The organism is Streptomyces sp. NBC_00104, from assembly GCF_045160825.1.
Lineage (GTDB): Bacteria > Actinomycetota > Actinomycetes > Streptomycetales > Streptomycetaceae > Streptomyces.
Genome location: NZ_CP108215.1, coordinates 7,883,134 through 7,903,832, shown reverse-complemented (window position 1 = coordinate 7,903,832; position 20,699 = coordinate 7,883,134). Strand labels below are relative to the sequence as shown.

Below are 20,699 nucleotides of genomic sequence, written 5' to 3'. Positions count from 1 at the left end.
TCCGGCCTTTCGGCCCGCTTCCCGGCGGCGCAGGAAGAACATTACCCGAAGGTGGACGGCGCTCCAAAACGGGTATCGGAGCCGAGGATCGCGGGGAGTTCGGTCAGGGTGGCGATCCGGTGCGGCCCGGCGGGCGGGTCGATGGTCGCGTGGAGGCCGCCGCGATCGATCCAGACCGACAGCAGACCGGCGTCGGCGGCTCCCCGGCCGTCGATCTCCGGGTGGTCGCCGACGTACGCGACCTCGTGCGGCGGCAGTTCCAGGGCTTCGCAGGCGACGTGGAACGCCTCGGCGGCCGGCTTGTGGACGCCCAGTTGCTCGGCGCACAACACCGTCTCGAAGCGGTCCCACACGCCGAGGGCGCGCAGCTTGCGTTCCTGGACGGGGAGGCTGGAGTTGGAGAGCACCGCGTGCCGGTGGCTCGCGGAGAGCGAGTCCAGGACGGGCACGACGTCCGGGAAGAGCGACCAGGCCCGCTCGTAGTGGGCGACGTAGCGCTCGAACCAGGCGTCGGCCTCCGCGTCGCTCAGGGGCCGGCCCTGGAAGTCCCGTACCCGGTCGCGGCGCGTGGCCTCCCAGTCGCCCTCGCCCGCCGCGTACCGCCGCCAGTGCAGGCTCGTCAGTTCGCGCCAGCGCGAGATGGCCTCTTCGACGGTGTCGTATCCGAGCAGCAGGCCCTCGGCGGCGAGGTGGTCCCGCATTCCGGCCCGGTCGGCCGCGGTGTAGTCGAAAAGGGTGTCGTCGACGTCCCAGAGCACGGCCTTGATGTTCATGGAACGACGGTATCCGTCGCCGGGGTCCCTCGTACCGCGGATGCCTTAACGTGGTGGGACCGCCGAGCGAAAGACCGAGACACCGCCATGACCGAGTATCGCGTCCAGTTCACCGTCGAGGCCCGTGCGACGTACGACGCCCTGCCCGGAGAGCACCGCGCCCACTTGGACAGGGCCGTGCGGATACTGGCCCGTGATCCGTTCCGCAAGACCTCGACCGCGCAGCTGGGTCCGGACGAGAACCTGCGCAAGGCGTACGTGGCTCCCGGTGTGGTGCTGGAGTACATGGTGGCCGGGGCGATCATGGTCGTTGTCGTCCTGGAGATCTTCGACGAGAGCGCGTACTTGATCGACGAGAACGACGCCGTCTGATCGGATGCGCGGAGGGGGTGTCACCCGGTGGCCCGGGTGACACCCCCTCCGCGCGTCCACGTGCGGGCGTTACGCGGCCAGTTTGGCCAGGGCCGCGTCGATCCTCGCCAGCGTCTTCTCCTTGCCCAGGATCTCCAGGGACTCGAAGAGGGGGAGGCCGACCGTGCGGCCGGTGACGGCGACGCGGACGGGGGCCTGGGCCTTGCCGAGCTTGAGGCCGTGTGCCTCGCCGGCGGCCAGGACGGCCTCCTTCAAGGACTCGGCCGAGGTCCAGTCGGCCGCCTCCAGCTTCTCCTTCGCCGTACGGAGCAGCGCGTCGGAGCCCTCCTTCATGGCCTTCGTCCAGCTCGCCTCGTCCTGCGCCGGCTCCGGCAGGAACAGGAAGTCGACGTTGTCCGTGATCTCCGAGAGGACCTTGAGGCGGGTCTGCGCGTGGGGGGCGATGGCCTCCCACTTGGCCTCGTCGAAGTCCTCCGGCGCCCAGGGGGCGAACGGGGCCTTCAGCCACGGGGCGCAGCGCTCGGTGAAGTCCTTCACGTCCAGCAGGCGGATGTGGTCGGCGTTGATCGCCTCGGCCTTCTTCAGGTCGAAGCGGGCCGGGTTGGGGTTCACGTCCGCGACGTCGAAGGCGGCGACCATCTCCTCGATCGTGAAGATGTCCTTGTCCGCGGAGAGCGACCAGCCGAGCAGGGAGAGGTAGTTGAGCAGGCCCTCGGCCAGGAAGCCGCGCTCCCGGTAGAGGTTCAGGCTCGACTCGGGGTCGCGCTTGGAGAGCTTCTTGTTGCCCTCGCCCATCACGTACGGCAGGTGGCCGAAGGACGGGACCTCCTTGGCGATGCCCAGTTCGATCAGCGCCTTGTACAGGGCGATCTGGCGGGGCGTGGAGGAGAGCAGGTCCTCGCCGCGCAGGACGTGGGTGATCTCCATCAGGGCGTCGTCGACGGGGTTGACGAGCGTGTAGAGCGGAGCGCCGTTCGCGCGGACGATGCCGTAGTCCGGCACGTTCTCCGGGGTGAAGGTCAGCTCGCCGCGGACCAGGTCCGTGAAAGTGATCGTCTCGTCGGGCATCCGGAAGCGGACGATCGGCTCGCGGCCCTCGGCCTCGTACCGAGCCTTCTGCTCCGGCGTGACCTCGCGGCACTTGCCGTCGTAGCCGGAGGGCCTGCCGGCCGCGCGGGCGGCGTCGCGGCGCTCCTCCAGCTCGGAGGCGGTGCAGTAGCAGGAGTAGGCGTGGCCCGCGTCCTTGAGCTTCTCCGCCACCTCCTTGTACGTGTCCATGCGCTGCGACTGGCGGTACGGCGCGTGCGGGCCGCCGACCTCGGGGCCCTCGTCCCAGGTGAAGCCCAGCCAGCGCAGGGAGTCCAGGAGCTGCTCGTAGGACTCCTCGGAGTCGCGGGCCGCGTCGGTGTCCTCGATGCGGAAGACGAACGTGCCGCCGTTGTGGCGGGCGAACGCCCAGTTGAACAGGGCCGTGCGGACCAGACCCACGTGGGGGTTGCCGGTCGGGGACGGACAGAAACGTACGCGGACGGAGCCGTTAGCCACGCTTGATCACCTTGTTGGTGAGAGTGCCGATGCCTTCGATGGTGACGGCGACCTCGTCGCCGACGTTGAGGGGGCCGACCCCTGCCGGGGTGCCCGTGAGGATCACGTCGCCGGGGAGCAGCGTCATGGCCTCGGTGATGTTGACGATCAGATCCTCGATGGAGTGGATCATCTCGCTCGTCCGGCCGAGCTGGCGTTGCGCGCCGTTGACGGTGAGCTGGACGGTCAGGTCGCTCGGGTCGAGGTCGGTCTCCACCCAGGGGCCCAGCGGGCAGGCTGTGTCGAAGCCCTTGGCCCGGGCCCACTGCTTCTCGCGCTTCTGGACGTCACGGGCGGTGATGTCGTTGGCGCAGGTGTAGCCGAAGATCACGTCCTTGACGCGCTCACGCGGGACCTCGCGGCACATCCGGCCGATGACGACGGCCAGCTCGGCCTCGTGGTGGAGGTCCTCGGAGAAGGACGGGTACTGGATCGCGTCGCCGGGGCCGATCACCGAGGTGGCCGGCTTGAAGAAGGCGAACGGGGCGTCGGGGACCTCGTTGCCCAGCTCGCGCGCGTGCTCGGCGTAGTTGCGGCCGAAGGCCACGACCTTGTTGGGGAGCACCGGCGGCAGCAGCCTGACCTTGCTCAGCGGGACCTTCGTACCGGAGAGCTCATAGTCCGCGAACGGAATGCCCTTGATGATGTCGAGGACGAGCTCGTCCGGCTTGTCGCCCTCGACCGCGCCGAAGGCTACGTTCCCGTCGATGGAGAACCTGGCGATGCGCACGGGTTGCTTGCGCCCCTAACTGAGCTGGCTGGAGATCTGACGGTCCAGGCTAACGCGGGGCGGGGTGCCCGCCTCGCGCAATTGATGACGTACGCATGCGGAAGGGCGCCCGGCACGTGCCGGGCGCCCTTCGCACTCGCTTTCACGAACTCCGCCGAATCTTCACGGGAACCGGCTTGAGCGGTTGGCGGATTCGGCGCGTACTTGAGCGTGCAACTACTCCGCCGCCTGGACCGGGACCGTCATCAGGACCGTCCGGCGGGGGTTGGCGGTCTGGGAGGGGAGGTCGACGGAGTGCTCCTGCTCCGGCGTACGCAGGTCCTCGGCGTCGGCGAGGTGGGCCAGCGTCGTACGCCGGGGGTTGGCTATCGTGCGGATCATCGTCGTCGTCTTCACTGTCGTCCTGGACCTCGTCGTGTGCGGGCGCCGGGCGGACCGCAAGGGCCGTCCCACAAGCGCGGGTTGTCGGATTCGCCATCCCTGTAAAGCGTCAGGCTAAACATGCGATTCCCGGGTCAAGACGTGAAGAAGGCATGATCGGCGTGTGAGTTTGCTCACTCAGTCATGGGTAAAACGGACAATCCAGGCCATCAACCCGACCCCGCGAAACAGACATTAGTAACCTGAAGCCCGCATTCCGCTCCTGATCATGGCGACTGGGACACCCCCCTCACCCCCCTGGATCGCACGGATATGTCCGTAATGAACGGAAACACCTTCCACGCCTGGTGACGTGGTCCTCACATGCTGTCACTGTGAACAGACCGTTACCCATTGGCCTTGTTGGAGATCCTGCACTGTGCTGGAATTCCACGGACCGCCGCAGGATCGTGCCGGCGCGCAGGGGCGCAGAACAAAAGCGCCTGGCGGCGGTGGAAGGGGGAGCCTGCGCCGGTCACTCACGACCACCAATTGGGGACGTATTCAGGGCGCCCCCGAAGACGCCGACACCGTCCCGCCGTTCACGCGGTGGGGCGCCTGGTCCAGAGGTTGCGACGCTAGTGCAGGGACGTTTCAAGAGGGATGGCAGCGCTTCGGCGGAGCCGGAGCCACACAAGGGAGCCGGTAACGGTTCCTCCCCCCAGCACGCCCAGAACCCGGGTCCGGCGGAGATCGGCGACGGCGGGGAGCGCTCCGGGCGCCCCGGCGCGTCAGTTGCTCCCACGCCGCCCGGGAAGCCCAAGGGCGGCACCAAGGCCGGCGCCACGAGCGGCGGCTCCCGAATAGCCCTGCGCAACTGGCGCATCTCGACCCGTCTCGTGTCGTTGCTCGCGCTCCCCGTGGTGGCGGCGACCTCGCTCGGCGCGCTGCGCATCGGCGACAACGTGGACGACATCCAGCAGCTCGACAACATGCGGCTGCTGACCGACATGACGAAGCAGGCGACCGAGCTCGCCGCCGCGCTCCAGCAGGAGCGCGACCTGTCCGCCGGCCCCCTCGCCCACGGTCTGGACGCCACCGACTTCACCGTCAAGGGCACCCGCGAGAAGACGGACCAGGCCCGCATCCAGTTCACGGACGCGACCCAGGCCGCCGAGACCGCGAACACCACGGCGAAGATGCCCGGCGTCCGCGACAGCCTCGTCCGGGTCGTGCGCGAGCTCTACAACCTCAGCAGCATCCGCAAGAACGCCTACGTGGACCCCAAGAACTCCACGCAGACGGTCGAGGCCTACCACCGCCTGATCGGCCAGTTGCTGGACCTCTCCACGGACATGGCCGAGGCCACCAGCAACCCGGACATGATCAAGCGGACCCGTGCCCTGGCGGCGTTCTCGTCCGCCAAGGAGTACGCCTCCATCCAGCGCGCGGTCATCGCGGCGGCCCTGCCCGCGACCGACGACAAGGGCGGCAAGCTCTCCGAGAACGACCGGCTGTACGCGAACTCCGCGCTCTCGAACGAGGAGTCCGACCGCAGCACCTTCTCCGACATCTACGGTTCCGGTGCCGAGGAACTGACCAAGCCGATCGACGACGCGAGCCCCACCATCGAGGCCGCCGACGTCTACGCGGACCGGGTCCTCGCCAGCGCCGGCGGTCTGGGCGGGCAGGACAACCGCTCGTACAAGGACTGGACCGACGACTCCTCGGCCAAGATCGAGCAGATGAAGAAGATCGAGGGCTCGCTCCTCGAGGAGATGGAACAGACCGCTCGTAATCTCCGCGCCGACGCCGAGCAAGAGGCGATCATCTCCGGTGCGCTGATCCTGCTCGTCCTCGGTGTCTCCCTGGTCGGCGCGTTCGTCGTGGCCCGGTCCATGATCCGCTCGCTGCGCCGGCTGCAGGACACCGCGACCAAGGTCGCCCAGGACCGGCTGCCCGAGCTGGTCAAGCAGCTCTCGGAGTCGGACCCGCAGGACGTCGACACCTCCGTCGAGTCGGTCGGTGTGCACTCCCGGGACGAGATCGGCCAGGTGGCCGCGGCCTTCGACGACGTGCACCGCGAGGCCGTCCGCCTCGCCGCCGAGCAGGCCCTGCTCCGGGGCAACGTCAACGCGATGTTCACCAACCTCTCGCGCCGCTCCCAGGGCCTCATCCAGCGTCAGCTGTCGCTCATCTCCGAACTGGAGTCCCGCGAGGCCGACCCGGACCAGCTGTCCTCCCTCTTCAAGCTCGACCACCTCGCGACCCGCATGCGCCGTAACGGTGAGAACCTCCTCGTTCTCGCCGGTGAGGAGCCCGGCCGCCGCTGGACCCGCCCGGTCCCGCTGGTCGACGTGCTCCGCGCCGCCGCGTCCGAGGTGGAGCAGTACGAGCGCATCGAACTGTCCTCCGTGCCGACGACCGAGGTCGCCGGCCGCGTGGTCAACGACCTCGTGCACCTGCTCGCCGAGCTGCTGGAGAACGCCACCTCCTTCTCCTCGCCGCAGACCAAGGTCAAGGTCACCGGTCACGCCCTGCCCGACGGCCGGGTGCTGATCGAGATCCACGACACCGGTATCGGCCTCTCCCCCGAGGACCTCGCGGCGATCAACGAGCGCCTCGCCTCACCGCCCACCGTGGACGTGTCGGTCTCCCGCCGCATGGGTCTGTTCGTGGTCGGCCGGCTGTCGCAGCGCCACGGCATCCGTATCCAGCTGCGTCCGTCCGACTCGGGCGGTACGACCGCGCTGGTCATGCTTCCCGTCGACGTGGCCCAGGGCAACAAGAAGCCCACCCCGGGCAAGCCCGGCCAGGGCGGTCCTTCCACCGGTGGTCCGGCCGCCGCGCAGGCCGCGGCCGGCGCCGCCGCCGCGCGTCGCCAGGCCGGCAACCAGTCGGGTCCGCCGCTCGGCGGCGGCCCCTCCGCCGGTGGTCTCCTCGGTGCCCCTCCGCAGCGTGGGCAGGTCGGCGCGGGCCAGGGTCCGCGGGCCGCGCTGCCCGGCAACCCCAGTGGTCCGGGCGGTTTCGGCAACCCCGGTGGTCCGCGTGGGCCGCAGGGTGGTCCGCCGGTGCCCCCGCAGGGCGGCCGGCCGGCTCCGGCGGGTTCCGGTGCCGGTGGGTTCGGCGGCGGTCAGGCGCCGGGTGCCCCGCAGGGCCTGCAGGCCGCCGGGACCGGTGGCCCGGGCACCTTCGAGAGCTTCGACGACTCCGGACGCCAGGGCGGCTTCCCGGGCGGCGGCTCGGGCCTGCGCCCGGCCGGCGGGGCCGACGGCGGCCCGGGTGCCGTGCCGCCGAAGCAGGGCAAGGAACGTTCCGGCAGGCGCCGTCCGCAGTTGCCCGGCCGCGGTGGCCCGCGCGCCGAGCTGCCCGGTGGCAACTCCCCGTCGCGGACGCCCAGCTGGAGCGACGACAACGCTCAGCCGCCGGTGCCGCGCGCCTCGCTGGACGCCCCGCGCGGCCACGAGGAGCAGCCGGACGTCACCGCGCCGATGCCCCGCGTCGACCCCCACCAGACTCCGGGCTCGCCCACCGACTTCCCGCGTTCCCCGCGGGCCGACTACGACAGCCGCCGCCCCGGCGCGGACACGCCGCAGAACGGCACCGGGTCCTACGTCCGCTCCGACGTGTTCGGCGGGGCCGGTGCTCCGCCGGCGCCCTCCGGTCCGCCGCGCGGTGCTTCGCAGGACCCGTCGTCCACCGGCCAGTTCGCCATGCCGGGCTACGACGGTTCCGGCACGGGCCAGTTCCCGGCTCCGGGTCGGCAGAATCCGCAGGACACGGGACAGTACGGCGTCCCGGGCCGGCAGAACCCGCAGGACACGGGACAGTACGGTGCACCCGCCCGGCAGAACGGCCAGGGCACCGGGCAGTTCAACCCGCAGGGTCGGCAGAACTCCCAGGACACCGGCCAGTTCGAGCGGCCGCAGGTCAACGGTGAGAGCTACGGCGCGCCCCGCCCGCCGGTGCCGCCGCAGCGTCCCCCGGTGCCCCCGCAGCGCCCCGCGCGCCCGCAGGAGCCGGAGGCGCTGCCGCCGGCAACGGGTCCGATGGACGGCCGTACCCCGCTCTACGACACGCTGGAAACCAACTGGTTCCACGGTCAGGGCGGCCAGAACGGCCAGAACGGCCAGAACGGCCAGAACGGCCAGAACGGCCAGCAGCAGGGCAACGGTTCCGCGCAGCAGCAGGCCGCCCCGGCTCCCCAGACTCCGGCCGCTCCTCAGCGTCCGGCGACCCCCACCGCGCCCGCTTCCCCCACCTGGCGCAGCACACCCAACGACGACCTGGTCCGCCAGGCCGAACGCGCCCGTCAGCCTTCGGCGGGCGGGGTCACCACCTCCGGCCTGCCGCGCCGGGTCCCGCGCGCGAACCTCGTGCCGGGCACGGCTCAGCAGCAACAGCACCAAACCGGTCCGCAGGTCTCGCGTTCGCCTGACGACGTACGCGGCCGGCTGACCAATCTCCGTCGGGGCATCGCGCAGGGTCGACAGGCCGGTACCGGCCAGACCGGCAGCTTCCCGAGCCCCACTCACCAGCAGGAGCGTTAGTTGAGCCAGATGAGCCAAGCGGCACAGAACCTCAACTGGTTGATCACCAACTTCGTGGACAACACCCCAGGGGTGTCCCACACCGTCGTCGTGTCCGCCGACGGTCTTCTTCTGGCGATGTCGGAAGGCTTTCCGCGCGACCGTGCCGATCAGCTCGCGGCCGTCGCCTCCGGGCTCACCTCGCTCACGGCCGGGGCATCCCGGATCTTCGAGGGCGGGGACGTGGCCCAGACGGTGGTGGAGATGGAGCGCGGTTTTCTCTTCCTGATGTCCGTCTCCGACGGATCGTCCCTGGCCGTTCTCGCCCATCCCGAGTGCGACATCGGCCTGGTCGGTTACGAGATGGCGCTGCTCGTCGACCGCGCGGGCGCCGTGCTCACGCCCGACCTGCGCGCCGAACTCCAAGGCAGCTTGCTCCACTGACGCCTGCGGATCAACAGAACTCACCACATCACCGTCCGGCCGACACAGTCCCCCCACCGGCCCCCGTCAGACGGCACGACTGACCGACTTGCTGTCCCGCTCGGAGGATCAATGACCCCGCCCACCGCTCCTCACGATCCGTACGCAGAGCCGTACGGAGACGAGGGGGACCAGCCGCTGGTTCGGCCGTACGCCATGACCGGTGGCCGGACGCGGCCGCGTTACCAGCTCGCCCTCGAGGCGCTGATCAGCACGACGGCAGATCCCGCGCACCTGATGGGGCTGCTTCCCGAGCACCAGCGGATCTGCCACCTCTGCCACGAGGTGAAGTCGGTGGCCGAGGTGTCGGCCCTGTTGTCCATGCCGCTCGGTGTGGCACGGATCCTTGTCGCGGACCTCGCCGAGGCCGGACTCGTCGCGATCCATCAGCCCGGTGGCGACGAGAGCGCCGGTGGCGCGCCCGACGTGACTCTGCTGGAAAGGGTGCTCAGTGGACTTCGGAAGCTCTGAATCGGGGCGGGCCACCACCTCGGCGAAGATCGTGGTGGCGGGTGGCTTCGGCGTGGGCAAGACCACGTTCGTCGGGGCCGTCTCGGAGATCAACCCGCTGCGTACCGAGGCCGTCATGACGTCCGCGTCCGCGGGCATCGACGACCTCACCCACACCGGAGACAAGACGACCACCACGGTCGCCATGGACTTCGGCCGCATCACCCTCGACCAGGACCTGATCCTGTACCTGTTCGGCACCCCCGGCCAGGACCGCTTCTGGTTCATGTGGGACGACCTCGTACGCGGCGCCATCGGCGCCATCGTCCTCGTCGACACCCGCCGCCTCGCCGACTGCTTCCCCGCCGTCGACTACTTCGAGAACAGCGGCCTCCCCTTCGTCATCGCCCTCAACGGCTTCGAGGGGCACCAGCCCTACACGCCGGACGAGGTCCGCGAGGCGCTCCAGATCGGGCCCGACACCCCGATCATCACGACGGACGCGCGGCATCGCTCGGACGCGAAGAGCGCCCTGATCACCCTGGTCGAGCACGCTCTCATGGCCCGCCTGCGGTAGGCCTGCGGGGTCGAAGTACCACGGCTGGGCCCAAAACAGGACCCAAGTCCACAACGTCATACGGCGGTTGTCGTAGTTACACCGAAGCCGGCTGTGTCCTTTGACACGGTCGGCCTCGGTGTTCATAACGTTTCGACAGAGAAATAGGGTGGTACGACCACGCGTCGCGGTCGATCGGTACCGCTGCGCTCACCATGGCCCCGCTTTTTGCCGGGGCTCGCTCTTTATGACCGTTTTATCTAGGACTTACATCACGCGGAATCGTTGCCTCCCAGTGTTTGGAAGTCCTCAGCGTGACGTGCTGGAATGCCTGAACTGCCCATTAGTCAAAGACGTACTAGGGCGTGGAGTCACCCGCGGCACGACGTAGGTGCCGGCGCCGAGAGGTTGTTGGTCGAGTGAGGCGAAGCAAGAAAGGTCCCGAGCCGTCGGCGCGGGGCAACTTCACCCCGCCGCCGCGCGGAGCGGCACCCGCACAAGTGACCGGACCGGAGCCGACGGCAGCTCCCGCGCCCAGCGGCAGTCGTCTCTCCCCCCGCAACTGGCGTGTACCCACTCGCCTGAACGCGATTCTCCTCATACCCGTGCTGGTCGGCCTGGTCATGGGCGGCTTCCAGGTGAAGGGCTCGATCGACACCTGGCAGGAGGCCAAGGACGCCGAGAAGGTCGCCAAGATCGTGGCCGCCGCCGGCATCTACGCCGAGGCCCTGCTCAACGAGCGCGACCTCTCCGCCCAGCCGCTGCTGGACGGCGACCGCGACAGCGAGGTCGTCAAGGACGCCCGCGCCTTCACCGACGAGAAGGCCGACGCCTTCCACGCCGAGGTCGTGGGCATGCCGTCCGGGCAGGGCCTGGAGCGCCGGCTGCGCCTGGTCGAGGAGGCCGAACCGTCGCTGGAGAAGCTCCGGCAGACCGCGTTCACCCGCGCCGCCGACCCGGTACAGACCGAAGAGGGCTACGTCACCGTCGAGCACCTCCTGGCGGAGTTCTCCAACGAGCTCGGCCTCGGTACCGGCAACATCACCGCGTACGGCCGTACGGTCTACGCGGTCACGCTCGCCAAGGGCGCCGCCTCGCTGCAGCGTTCGATCGGCACCCACCTGCTGGTCCGCCCGAGCGAGGACCAGGCGGTCTTCCGCCGGCAGGTCACCGCGTTCACCTCATACGCCTACCTGGAGAACATCGCCGTACAGGAGTACGTCTCCGGTGGCACCGAGGCCGACGCCGCTCGCCTGGAGTCGGTCATGGCGCAGAAGACCGAAGAGGGCAAGAAGCAGGCCGCCGAGGCTGCGGCCAAGGACCCCGACTACGTCCCGCCGCCGGACACCATGCTGAAGATGATCCAGGCGATCGGCAGCGGCGCCTCGCCCGAGGATCTCGCGAAGCAGGGCGTCACCTACCAGAACTGGATGGCGGCCTCCACCCTGAAGTTCGAGGGTTACAGCGAGGTCGAGACCGAGCTGATCAACCGCGCGGTGGACGAGGCCGGCCAGATCGCCTCCGACGCCCAGCGCGACGCCTACATCAACGGCGCCATCGTCATCGTCGCCCTGCTGGCCGCGTTCATCATCGCCGGGATCATGGCCCGCCAGATGAGCCGCTCGATGCGCCAGCTGCGCAACGCCGCCTTCGGCATCGCCGAGCAGCGTCTGCCGATGCTGGTCGACCAGCTCTCGCGCACCGACCCCGGCCGCGTCGACACCCGTGTGGCACCGATCCCGATCAACTCCACGGACGAGATCGGCGAAGTCGCCCGCGCCTTCGACCAGGTCCACCGCGAGGCCGTCCGGCTCGCCGCCGAGCAGGCCCTGCTGCGGGGCAACATCAACGCGATCTTCACCAACCTGTCGCGCCGCAACCAGTCGTTGATCGAGGGCCAGCTGACCCTGATCACCGACCTGGAGAACAACGAGGCCGACCCGGACCAGCTGGAGAACCTCTTCAAGCTGGACCACCTGGCGACCCGTATGCGACGCAACGGCGAGAACCTCCTGGTCCTCGCCGGCGAGGAGCCCGGCCGCCGCTGGGACCAGCCGGTCCCGCTGGTCGACGTGCTGCGCGCCGCCTCCTCCGAGGTGGAGCAGTACGAGCGCATCGAGCTCTCCGGCGTCCCGGAGGCCGAGATCCACGGCCGTGCCGTGACCGACCTCGTGCACCTGCTCGCCGAGCTCCTGGAGAACGCCACCACGTTCTCCTCCCCGCAGACCAAGGTCCGCGTCACCGCGACCCGTCTCCCCGACGGCCGTGTGATGATCGAGATCCACGACAAGGGCATCGGCCTCACCGCCGAGGACTTCGCGGACATCAACCACAAGCTGGCCAACCCGCCGACCGTGGACGCCGCGATCTCGCAGCGCATGGGTCTCTTCGTGGTCGGCCGGCTGTCCGACCGGCACGGCATCCGCGTCCAGCTGCGTCCCTCGGGCGAGCAGGCCGGTACGACCTCGCTGGTCATGCTCCCGGACGTCATCACCCATGGTGGCGGTGGCGAGCAGCAGCAGCCGCAGGCCGACCAGTTCACGGTCTCGCAGATCATCCCGGAGCAGCAGCACTCGTTCCAGCAGCCGGGCCTGGCCCCGATGCGGACCGCCGCCGAGCTGGGCTTCGACGACAGCCGCTACGAGGTTCCGGACGACATCCGCGACCTGGACCCCGTGGGCCGTTCGCTGATGCGCGAGGAGCGTCGCGCGGCCCTGGAGTCCCAGGCGCACCCGAACCCGCAGCTGCCCGCGGGCGAGGCGCCGCGCTACGGCGACGACTTCCAGGCGCCCGAGCCGTCCTACGGCAACGGCGCGACCGCGTACGTGGACCCGCAGCGGTCGTTCGACCAGCAGACGGCGTACGAGGAGCCGCAGCAGCCGTCGTACGACGAGGCGTACTTCGGCCAGGGCAACGGCACGGCGAACGGCAACGGGCACCTGCCGGGCGGGAACGACACGTTCTCCGCCACCGGCGGTTACCCTGAGCCCGGCTATGCGGAGTCCGGCCAGGAGAGCCACACGGCGGCCGGCGCGAACGCCCCGGAGACCTACTCGGGCTTCGAAGAGCCGTCCTATCAGGACGACTGGCCGCAGCAGCAGGACTACCAGGGCGCGTACCGCTCCGAGTACGCTCCGGAACCGGAACCTACGCAGGCCGCTGACGTGAAGGAGCCGGACAGCGTAGGCTTCGACCGTCCGGGATCCACCCCTTCCGCCGGCCACGCGCTGACCAACGCCGGCCTGCCCCGCCGCGGCTCCACCGCGAGCGCGGGCGGCACGAGCGCGGGCGCCGCGAACGGACGACAGGATGTGGCCCAGGACCAGCCGACGGCCGGGGGACCAAACGGCGACTGGCGCTCGGCCAACGACGCGCGCTGGCAGCAGGCCTCCCAGCTGAAGAAGCCCAAGGCAGGCGGGGTCACCTCCTCCGGTCTGCCGCGGCGGGTGCCCAAGGCCAACCTGGTCGAAGGCGCCGCCCAGACGACCCCGCAGGGAGGTCCACAGATCTCCCGCGCTCCCGAGGACGTCCGGGGCAGGCTGAGCAACCTGCGCCGGGGTGTGCAGCGTGGGCGCAACGCAGGCAGTGAAACGAACGGCCAGGGCTTCGGTCCTGACAGCACCTACAACCAGGAGCGTTAGTGTGAGCCCGATGAGCCAGGCGGCGCAGAACCTGAACTGGTTGATCACCAATTTCGTGGACAACACCCCCGGGGTGTCGCACACGGTGGTGGTCTCCGCCGACGGACTCCTTCTGGCGATGTCCGAAGGTTTTCCGCGTGACCGAGCCGATCAGCTGGCGGCCGTCGCGTCGGGTCTGACCTCTCTGACCGCGGGTGCGTCCCGCATTTTCGAGGGTGGCAGCGTCAATCAGACGGTTGTGGAGATGGAGCGGGGATTCCTGTTCATCATGTCCGTTTCCGATGGTTCCTCGCTCGCCGTTCTCGCACATCCGGAAGCCGACATCGGTCTCATCGGGTACGAGATGGCCCTTCTGGTGGATCGTGCCGGTTCGGTCCTGACCCCCGATCTTCGTGCGGAGCTTCAGGGCAGCCTGCTCAACTAACAGTCAGACGGTGCGTTTTGGCGTCCCGGGGCCGTAAGGTTTCGGGACGCGGCTTCCCATGAGCCATGGATGCCAGCACAGTCGGAGGAGGAGAGAACGTGGCAACACCCCCAGGCGGTTCATCGTCGGGCAACTGGTCCTACCCTGGCCAGGGGCCGGGCCAGGGTGACCAGAACCGGTACAACTTCCCCTCCGCACCCAGCCGTCAGCAGCCGTACACACCGCAGGGCCCCGGCCCTTCGCCGTACGACCAGCCGCCGGCGCCGCGCATCCAGCCCGTGCAGCCGCAACGCCGCACCCCTGAGCCGTCGCCCGCCGGGGCGTCGCACAACCCCCTGGTGCGCCCGTACGCCATGACAGGCGGCCGCACCAGGCCGCGCTACCAGCTCGCCATCGAGGCGCTGGTGCACACCACCGCGCAGCCGCACCAGATGCAGGGCCAGTTGCCCGAGCATCAGCGGATCTGCAACCTCTGCCGGGAAATCAAGTCGGTGGCCGAGATCTCGGCCCTCCTGACGATCCCTCTCGGCGTGGCCAGGATCCTCGTCGCCGACTTGGCGGAGGCAGGCCTGGTCGCCATTCATCAGCCCGGCGGCGACGAGAGCGCCGGCGGCCAGCCAGACGTGACACTGCTCGAAAGGGTGCTCAGTGGACTTCGCAAGCTCTAGCGGCGGTCCTTCCCGCTCCACCACCTCGGCGAAGATCGTGGTGGCGGGTGGCTTCGGCGTGGGCAAGACCACGTTCGTCGGGGCCGTCTCGGAGATCAACCCGCTGCGTACCGAGGCCGTCATGACGTCCGCGTCCGCGGGCATCGACGACCTCACCCACACCGGAGACAAGACGACCACCACGGTCGCCATGGACTTCGGCCGCATCACCCTCGACCAGGACCTGATCCTGTACCTGTTCGGCACCCCCGGCCAGGACCGCTTCTGGTTCATGTGGGACGACCTCGTACGCGGCGCCATCGGCGCCATCGTCCTCGTCGACACCCGCCGCCTCGCCGACTGCTTCCCCGCCGTCGACTACTTCGAGAACAGCGGCCTCCCCTTCGTCATCGCGTTGAACGGCTTCGACGGCCAGCAGCCGTACAACCCGGACGAAGTCCGCGAGGCGCTCCAGATCGGCCCTGACACACCGATCATCACGACGGACGCGCGGCATCGCTCGGACGCGAAGAGCGCCCTGATCACCCTGGTCGAGCACGCTCTCATGGCCCGCCTGCGGTAGGCCTGCGGCGCTCAGCCGTACGAAGGGGCCCCTCTGTCGCAGAGGGGCCCCTTCGTCGTGTGTTCAGCGCCATCCGGGTGCGGCGTGCTCGACGGCTTGCGGTTCGTCGTGGTTGCTCGCGCAGGTCCCCGCGCCCCTGAAAAGCACGGGGTGCGCCCGAGTCTTCCAGGGGCGCGGGGAACTGCGCGGGCAACCACACACGACCCGCGGCCGACGACGATCCGACGTCACGACGGCGCTGATCGGGAGCCAGGCACGACGAAGGGGCCCCTCTGCCGGAGAGGGGCCCCTTCGTACGGTTCAGCGGCGCAGCCTCAGCGCCAGCTGTGCGGTGCCCTGAAACCGGGCTCGCGCTCCAGGCGGCGCCAGCCCGCGCGGGGGCGGCCCCGGTGGGCCGGGGCCTCGGCCGGCTGCGCGGCGGCGCGGGCGAGGAGCAGCGCGGTGATCGCGGCCACTTCTTCCGGCTCGGCGTGGCCCTTCTCGACGCGAATATCAGGAAGCTTCATGGGTGTCAGTCTCCGTGGATGAGGTTTCCGCAGGGGTACCGCGAAGGAACCGTCGGGTTACTGCGGCGGGTTGCCGTGCTTGCGGGACGGCAGGTCCGCGTGCTTGGTGTGGAGCATCGCGAGGGAGCGGATGAGGACCGCGCGGGTGTCCGCGGGGTCGATCACGTCGTCCACGAGGCCGCGCTCGGCCGCGTAGTACGGGTGCATCAGCTCGGCCTTGTACTCCTTGACCATGCGGACCCGCATGGCCTCGGGGTCCTCGGCGTCGGCGATCTGCCGACGGAAGATGACGTTGGCGGCACCTTCGGCGCCCATGACGGCGATCTCGTTGGTCGGCCACGCGTAGGTGAGGTCGGCGCCGATGGACTGGCTGTCCATGACGATGTAGGCACCTCCGTACGCCTTGCGCAGGATGAGGGAGATCCGGGGCACGGTCGCGTTGCAGTACGCGTACAACAGCTTCGCGCCGTGGCGGATGATTCCGCCGTGCTCCTGGTCGACGCCCGGGAGGAACCCGGGGACATCCAGCAGCGTGATGATCGGAATGTTAAAAGCGTCGCACATCTGGACAAAACGTGCAGCTTTTTCCGAGGCCTCGATGTCCAGGACGCCCGCGAGGGACTGCGGCTGGTTGGCGACGATGCCGACCACCTGGCCGTCGAGACGACCCAGCGCGCAGATGATGTTGCGGGCCCAGCGCTCGTGGACCTCCAGGTAGTCGCCGTCGTCGACGATCTCCTCGATGACCTTGGTCATGTCGTACGGCCGGTTGCCGTCGGCCGGGACCAGGTCGAGGAGGACGTCGCCGCGGCGGTCCGCCGCGTCGGAGGGCTCCACGCGCGGCGGGTTCTCGCGGTTGTTCTGCGGAAGCATCGACAGGAGGTAGCGCACCTCGGCGATGCATGTCTCCTCGTCGTCGTAGGCGAAGTGGGCCACGCCGCTGGTCTCGGCGTGCACGTCCGCGCCACCGAGGCCGTTCTGGGTGATCTCCTCGCCGGTGACCGCCTTGACGACGTCCGGGCCCGTGATGAACATCTGCGACGTCTCGCGGACCATGAACACGAAGTCCGTGAGGGCGGGGCTGTAGGCCGCGCCGCCCGCGCACGGGCCGAGCATCACGCTGATCTGCGGGATGACACCGGACGCCCTGGTGTTGCGCTGGAAGATGCCGCCGTACCCGGCGAGGGCGGAGACGCCCTCCTGGATACGGGCGCCCGCGCCGTCGTTGAGCGAGACGAGCGGAGCGCCGGCCGCGATGGCCATGTCCATGATCTTGTGGATCTTCGTGGCGTGGGCCTCGCCGAGGGCACCGCCGAAGATACGGAAGTCATGGGCGTAGACGAAGACCGTACGGCCCTCCACCGTGCCCCAGCCGGTGACGACACCGTCGGTGTACGGCTTCTTGGCCTCCAGACCGAATCCGGTGGCCCGGTGCCGGCGCAGCTGCTCGACCTCGTTGAAGGAGCCCGGGTCCAGCAGCAGCTCGATGCGCTCCCGGGAGGTCAGCTTGCCCTTGGCATGCTGCGCCTCGGTCGCCTTCTCGCTGGGACCGGCCAACGCCTGGGCACGAATCTCGTGCAGCTCGGCCACTCGCCCGCGCGCGTCCGTCGGCTCACCCGGTGCCTCATCCAAAACGGTCATGTAGTGACCTTACGAAGTTGACCCAGGAAAGCGGTCCGTCGACTCCGTACAGTCTCCGGCGTGTTTTCCTGGTGCCCCTGAACAGAACCTCGTCGGCATACAGCCGAACCGACTGCTCAGGGGGTGTGGGGCTTGTAGGAGTCACACAAAGACCCCTGGGTCCGCTCAGGCGAGAGTCAGGTCACAGGTGTGCGTGGCGCAGGCCGTGCCGGGGGTGACGCGGAGGCGTAGCCGGCCGGCCGTCGACTCCAGCACCTCGACCGGGTCGTCCGCCCTGACCACCGTACGGAGCGGTCCGCGCCATGTGATCTCCACCGGCCCGCCCGTGCGCGGCGGTTCGCTCACGCAGAGGGTAGCGGTCCGCCCCCGGCGGCGCAGCAGCACGCTCGCCCCGGCGGAGGCGGTCAGCGGGCCCGCCGTACCGGACTGCCAGAAGTTGGCGGCCGTCAGACCGAGCGAGGGCACGTGGACGGCCTGGCACACGCCGTCATTGGCGAAGATCGACAACCAGCTCCGATCGGCGGCACGGGCCGCGACGGCGTGGCGGGAGGCTCCGGGCATGAGCAGATAGGCGTAGCCGGCGTTCACCGGATCGGTGCCGTGGTCCAGCCAGAGGGTCTGCCAGCGCCGGGTGCGGCGTTCGGTCGTGCTCGTGGTGTTGATGTCGGACCAGGCGCCGGTGCGGTCCTCGCGCAGGGTGCGCAGGGCGCCGCCGGACGACGGGCCGCCCGGCGCGTCGTCCGGCGCGTCGTCCGGGAAGACCCAGCCCCCGTGGCCCTCCAGGTACGCCCAGTGCCTGCCGCGCACGAGGGGCTGCGGTGCCCCGTCGCCGGCCTCCCCCAGGTTGCGGTTGTCGACGACCGTCTCCACCGGCATCCCGTCCGTGCAGCTGATGTCGGCCCCCAGGCAGATGACGGCGTCTGCGACGCAGAACCACGACTTGCGGGCCCGGAGCGTGGAGCCGAGCCCTTCGAGGTGCTGGCCGATCGCCGCGTACTCGCCGTCCGTGGTGCCGCCGACCCACCGGACCGCGGGCTTCGGCGCGCCCCATTCGCCGCCCTCCTTGTCGGCGAGCCGTTTGGTGGAGACGGTCGTGCCGGGGAGGCGGTACCAGTCGACGGTGGGCCAGAACCAGTTCGTGTACTGGTCGCCGTGCCCCTCGGCCCACCAGAGGGTCGTCCCCGCGCCCGTGTGCCAGCCGCGGGGGTTCTCGCCGTTGCCGCACTCGTAGTGGGCGATGCGGTCGGAGGCCATGGCGATGTTGACCGCGAAGCCCGGGCGGCGGTGGACGGCTCTGTCCATGGCGGCGAAGAGGCGGTGGCCGACGGGTTCGGGCGCGGCGGCGACCGGGGAGTCGGCGACGGCGTGCAGCCGGGCCAGGTCCGCGACACCGAACTGCTTCGCCGTGAGGATCGGGGTCACCGTGTCGCGTTCGATCCACCCCTTGATGCGCCCGTGCCACCGCTCCCGCTCGGCGGCGGTGGCCCCGAGCGCGAGCAGCGCGATGGCGGCGATGATCCCCTGACCGTGGAAGTGGTCGCTCCGCATGATGTGCCGGTCGTCGCCCTTCAGGTAACCCCGGCTGATGGCACGGCCGTTGACGCTGTCCATGACCAGGCCGTCATGGATGAGCGGTGCGTACGCCCGCTCGACACCGTCGAGGACGATCTGCCTGTTCGGATCGGTCACCTCCCAGGCCGACCCGGCCAGCAGCGCGAAGAGTCTCCCCAGTCCGTCGAGCATGACCTGCCCGTACGTCCCCGAATAGGCGACCCAGGTGTGCTGCACGAACGAGCCGTCGGCGTACAGCCCGTCCCCGCGGGTGACGTACGGGAAGACGGGCGAGAGGGCGTCCCTGGCGAGGGCGATCTTCTCGGGGGCGCGGCCGAGGATGCCGCGCAGGGCCACGGAGCGGCAGAGGTCGACGCGGTTGGCGCCGGTGGAGGTGCCGGTGTACTCGCGGAGCGTCGAGTCGGGGATGAAGTGGTCGACCGCCGCGCAGGCGTCGGCCCGGCGAGCGGGTGTCAGCTCGTCGTACAGGGCGGCGACGATGTCCAGCAGGAGGCGTGGGCTGCCGATCTGCCACTCCCACCAGTTGCCGTAGCGGGTGGTGGAGGGGTTGTAGACGGTCGCGGTGAGGTGGTCGAGGCCGCGCAGGACGTCCGTGAGGAGGGCGGTGTCGCCCGTCGAGCCGGTGCCCGGCTGCGCGTACGCCTGGGCCATGGTCCACAGGCGGCTGTAGCTCTGGGTGATTCCGGTGGGCGGGTCGAAGGGGTGGCCCGGCCAGAGGGAGCCGGCGGTGGGCGCCATGGCCGCGCGGAACGCGTGGGCGAGGTCTCCGGTCTCGCGCAGGCGGGTGGCGTAGGGCTCGGCGGTGGGGTCGTAGCCGGTGCCGAGCGCGATGGTCAGCCAGCGGCGGCGAAGGCTGTCGTACGGGTCGGCGGCCTGGGCGGCATGCGCGGTGGATCCGGGGTACGCGGAGGGGGTGGCCGCCGTCAGGGCCGCGGCGAGGAGCAGGACGGTACGGCGGGTGGGGGTCATGCTCATGCCGTGTATCATCTCGCCTTCGGCGGGATCAACAGTGCGTGACACGGCGATCACGCCGGATCACGCCGCGATAAGGTTGAAACTTGAACGGAATAGGGCTACGGTGAGCCGTGTTCAGTTCGTTGAACATTGAACGAAATCACTCAAGGAGTACGTCATGGGCATCTTCGGCCGCAACGACACGACCACCGAGACCGCCGCAGCCTCGGCGACCCCCTCCGCGGTGAACCCCGAACTGGCCGCACTGACCGGTGACTACACGATCGACGCGGCCCACACCACGATCGGTTTCGTGGCGCGCCACGCCATGGTCACCAACGTCAAGGGCGGGTTCCGGGACTTCTCCGGCAGCCTGCACCTGGACGGCTCGGACCCGTCCCGGTCCACCGCCTCCCTGGACGTCACGATGGAGAGCATCGACACCGGCAACGCCGACCGTGACGGCCACCTGAAGAGCGCGGACTTCTTCAAGACGGACGAGTTCCCGACGATGACCTTCCGCTCCACGGAGGTGGAGGCCCTCGGGGGCGACGACTACCGCATCACCGGCGACCTCTCCATCCTCGGCACGACCAAGCCGCTCACCATCGACCTGGAGTTCAACGGCGCCGCCAAGGACCCCTTCGGCAGCGAGCGCGTCGGCTTCGAGGGCAAGGCGGAGATCCTGCGCTCCGAGTGGGGCCTGACCTGGAACGCGGCGCTGGAGACGGGCGGCGTTCTGGTGTCGGACAAGATCAAGCTGAACTTCGACATCTCGGCGATCCGGAACGCGGGCTGAGGTTCGACCGTCGCTCGATCCCGACCGGTCATGACCGAACAGCATCGTTCGTGACCGATCGTGATCATGTGTCACCGATGTGGGGCCCGTGGCGC

17 protein-coding genes are annotated in these 20,699 nt (G+C 69.7%); 10 read left to right on the top strand and 7 right to left on the bottom strand.

The genetic code is table 11. The features are described 5' to 3' along the window. Window positions 1-41: 41 nt before the first annotated feature. On the bottom strand, window positions 42-773 hold the full coding sequence (locus OG272_RS34805; protein ID WP_327727660.1) for an HAD family hydrolase: 732 nt from the start codon (window positions 771-773) through the stop codon (window positions 42-44). A gap of 87 nt (window positions 774-860) precedes the next feature. Between OG272_RS34805 and OG272_RS34800 the strand changes: the two genes are divergently transcribed. Then, window positions 861-1,145: a hypothetical protein gene (locus tag OG272_RS34800; protein ID WP_327727661.1), complete on the top strand. Its 285-nt coding sequence runs from the start codon at window positions 861-863 to the stop codon at window positions 1,143-1,145. 69 nt (window positions 1,146-1,214) lie between these two features. Here the strand turns inward: OG272_RS34800 and gltX are convergent, their stop codons facing one another. From gltX to OG272_RS34785, 3 genes are all read right to left on the bottom strand, one after another. After that, window positions 1,215-2,690, bottom strand: a complete 1,476-nt coding sequence (gene gltX, locus OG272_RS34795) for a glutamate--tRNA ligase (RefSeq protein WP_328224086.1) — start codon at window positions 2,688-2,690, stop codon at window positions 1,215-1,217. After that, the gene (locus OG272_RS34790; RefSeq protein WP_326576996.1) at window positions 2,683-3,459 is read right to left on the bottom strand and encodes a fumarylacetoacetate hydrolase family protein; all 777 of its coding nucleotides are present in this window, start codon (window positions 3,457-3,459) and stop codon (window positions 2,683-2,685) included. The genes gltX and OG272_RS34790 overlap by 8 nt, the downstream gene beginning before the upstream one ends. Before the next feature lie 216 nt (window positions 3,460-3,675). Further along, window positions 3,676-3,855, bottom strand: a complete 180-nt coding sequence (locus OG272_RS34785) for a hypothetical protein (RefSeq protein WP_326576997.1) — start codon at window positions 3,853-3,855, stop codon at window positions 3,676-3,678. A gap of 605 nt (window positions 3,856-4,460) precedes the next feature. Between OG272_RS34785 and OG272_RS34780 the strand changes: the two genes are divergently transcribed. From OG272_RS34780 to OG272_RS34745, 8 genes are all read left to right on the top strand, one after another. Further along, entirely contained in the window at window positions 4,461-8,369 is a 3,909-nt protein-coding gene (locus OG272_RS34780; RefSeq protein WP_405895472.1) for a nitrate- and nitrite sensing domain-containing protein, read from the top strand. A gap of 9 nt (window positions 8,370-8,378) precedes the next feature. Next, the gene (locus OG272_RS34775; protein ID WP_005479910.1) at window positions 8,379-8,792 is read left to right on the top strand and encodes a roadblock/LC7 domain-containing protein; all 414 of its coding nucleotides are present in this window, start codon (window positions 8,379-8,381) and stop codon (window positions 8,790-8,792) included. A gap of 111 nt (window positions 8,793-8,903) precedes the next feature. Continuing rightward, a complete protein-coding gene (locus tag OG272_RS34770) occupies window positions 8,904-9,302 on the top strand; it encodes a DUF742 domain-containing protein (RefSeq protein WP_326577000.1) in 399 nt (132 codons plus the stop codon). Then, window positions 9,283-9,858, top strand: a complete 576-nt coding sequence (locus tag OG272_RS34765) for an ATP/GTP-binding protein (protein WP_020114072.1) — start codon at window positions 9,283-9,285, stop codon at window positions 9,856-9,858. Before OG272_RS34770 ends, OG272_RS34765 begins: the two co-directional genes overlap by 20 nt. 398 nt (window positions 9,859-10,256) lie before the next feature. Then, window positions 10,257-13,478: a nitrate- and nitrite sensing domain-containing protein gene (locus tag OG272_RS34760; protein ID WP_328224084.1), complete on the top strand. Its 3,222-nt coding sequence runs from the start codon at window positions 10,257-10,259 to the stop codon at window positions 13,476-13,478. Window positions 13,479-13,488: 10 nt separating this feature from the next. Then, entirely contained in the window at window positions 13,489-13,902 is a 414-nt protein-coding gene (locus OG272_RS34755) for a roadblock/LC7 domain-containing protein (protein ID WP_037781109.1), read from the top strand. 98 nt (window positions 13,903-14,000) lie between these two features. After that, window positions 14,001-14,570 carry a DUF742 domain-containing protein gene (locus OG272_RS34750; RefSeq protein WP_327727665.1) on the top strand — a complete coding sequence of 190 codons (570 nt, stop codon included), beginning with the start codon at window positions 14,001-14,003 and terminating at the stop codon, window positions 14,568-14,570. Further along, on the top strand, window positions 14,551-15,132 hold the full coding sequence (locus OG272_RS34745) for an ATP/GTP-binding protein (RefSeq protein ID WP_013000463.1): 582 nt from the start codon (window positions 14,551-14,553) through the stop codon (window positions 15,130-15,132). Before OG272_RS34750 ends, OG272_RS34745 begins: the two co-directional genes overlap by 20 nt. A 314-nt stretch (window positions 15,133-15,446) precedes the next feature. On the opposite strand, the gene OG272_RS34740 is transcribed toward OG272_RS34745, so the two are convergent. The 3 genes from OG272_RS34740 to OG272_RS34730 all read right to left on the bottom strand — a co-directional run bounded on the left by OG272_RS34740 (window position 15,447) and on the right by OG272_RS34730 (window position 19,826). Then, on the bottom strand, window positions 15,447-15,638 hold the full coding sequence (locus tag OG272_RS34740; protein ID WP_257567317.1) for an acyl-CoA carboxylase epsilon subunit: 192 nt from the start codon (window positions 15,636-15,638) through the stop codon (window positions 15,447-15,449). Window positions 15,639-15,695: 57 nt separating this feature from the next. Further along, a complete protein-coding gene (locus OG272_RS34735; RefSeq protein ID WP_326577013.1) occupies window positions 15,696-17,279 on the bottom strand; it encodes an acyl-CoA carboxylase subunit beta in 1,584 nt (527 codons plus the stop codon). Between the two features lie 165 nt (window positions 17,280-17,444). Beyond that, on the bottom strand, window positions 17,445-19,826 hold the full coding sequence (locus tag OG272_RS34730; RefSeq protein WP_327727666.1) for a polysaccharide lyase 8 family protein: 2,382 nt from the start codon (window positions 19,824-19,826) through the stop codon (window positions 17,445-17,447). Window positions 19,827-19,983: 157 nt separating this feature from the next. Between OG272_RS34730 and OG272_RS34725 the strand changes: the two genes are divergently transcribed. Then, on the top strand, window positions 19,984-20,604 hold the full coding sequence (locus tag OG272_RS34725; RefSeq protein ID WP_326577017.1) for a YceI family protein: 621 nt from the start codon (window positions 19,984-19,986) through the stop codon (window positions 20,602-20,604). Window positions 20,605-20,699 lie beyond the last annotated feature (95 nt).

Bases quoted from the DNA above. Each gene is read 5' to 3' on its own strand.
- OG272_RS34805 (WP_327727660.1), bottom strand. From the start codon at position 773: ATGAACATCAAGGCCGTGCTCTGGGACGTCGACGACACCCTTTTCGAC.
- OG272_RS34755 (WP_037781109.1), top strand. From the start codon at position 13,489: ATGAGCCAGGCGGCGCAGAACCTGAACTGGTTGATCACCAATTTCGTG.
- OG272_RS34740 (WP_257567317.1), bottom strand. From the start codon at position 15,638: ATGAAGCTTCCTGATATTCGCGTCGAGAAGGGCCACGCCGAGCCGGAA.
- OG272_RS34800 (WP_327727661.1), top strand. From the start codon at position 861: ATGACCGAGTATCGCGTCCAGTTCACCGTCGAGGCCCGTGCGACGTAC.
- OG272_RS34725 (WP_326577017.1), top strand. From the start codon at position 19,984: ATGGGCATCTTCGGCCGCAACGACACGACCACCGAGACCGCCGCAGCC.
- OG272_RS34770 (WP_326577000.1), top strand. From the start codon at position 8,904: ATGACCCCGCCCACCGCTCCTCACGATCCGTACGCAGAGCCGTACGGA.
- OG272_RS34730 (WP_327727666.1), bottom strand. From the start codon at position 19,826: ATGAGCATGACCCCCACCCGCCGTACCGTCCTGCTCCTCGCCGCGGCC.
- OG272_RS34775 (WP_005479910.1), top strand. From the start codon at position 8,379: ATGAGCCAAGCGGCACAGAACCTCAACTGGTTGATCACCAACTTCGTG.
- OG272_RS34735 (WP_326577013.1), bottom strand. From the start codon at position 17,279: ATGACCGTTTTGGATGAGGCACCGGGTGAGCCGACGGACGCGCGCGGG.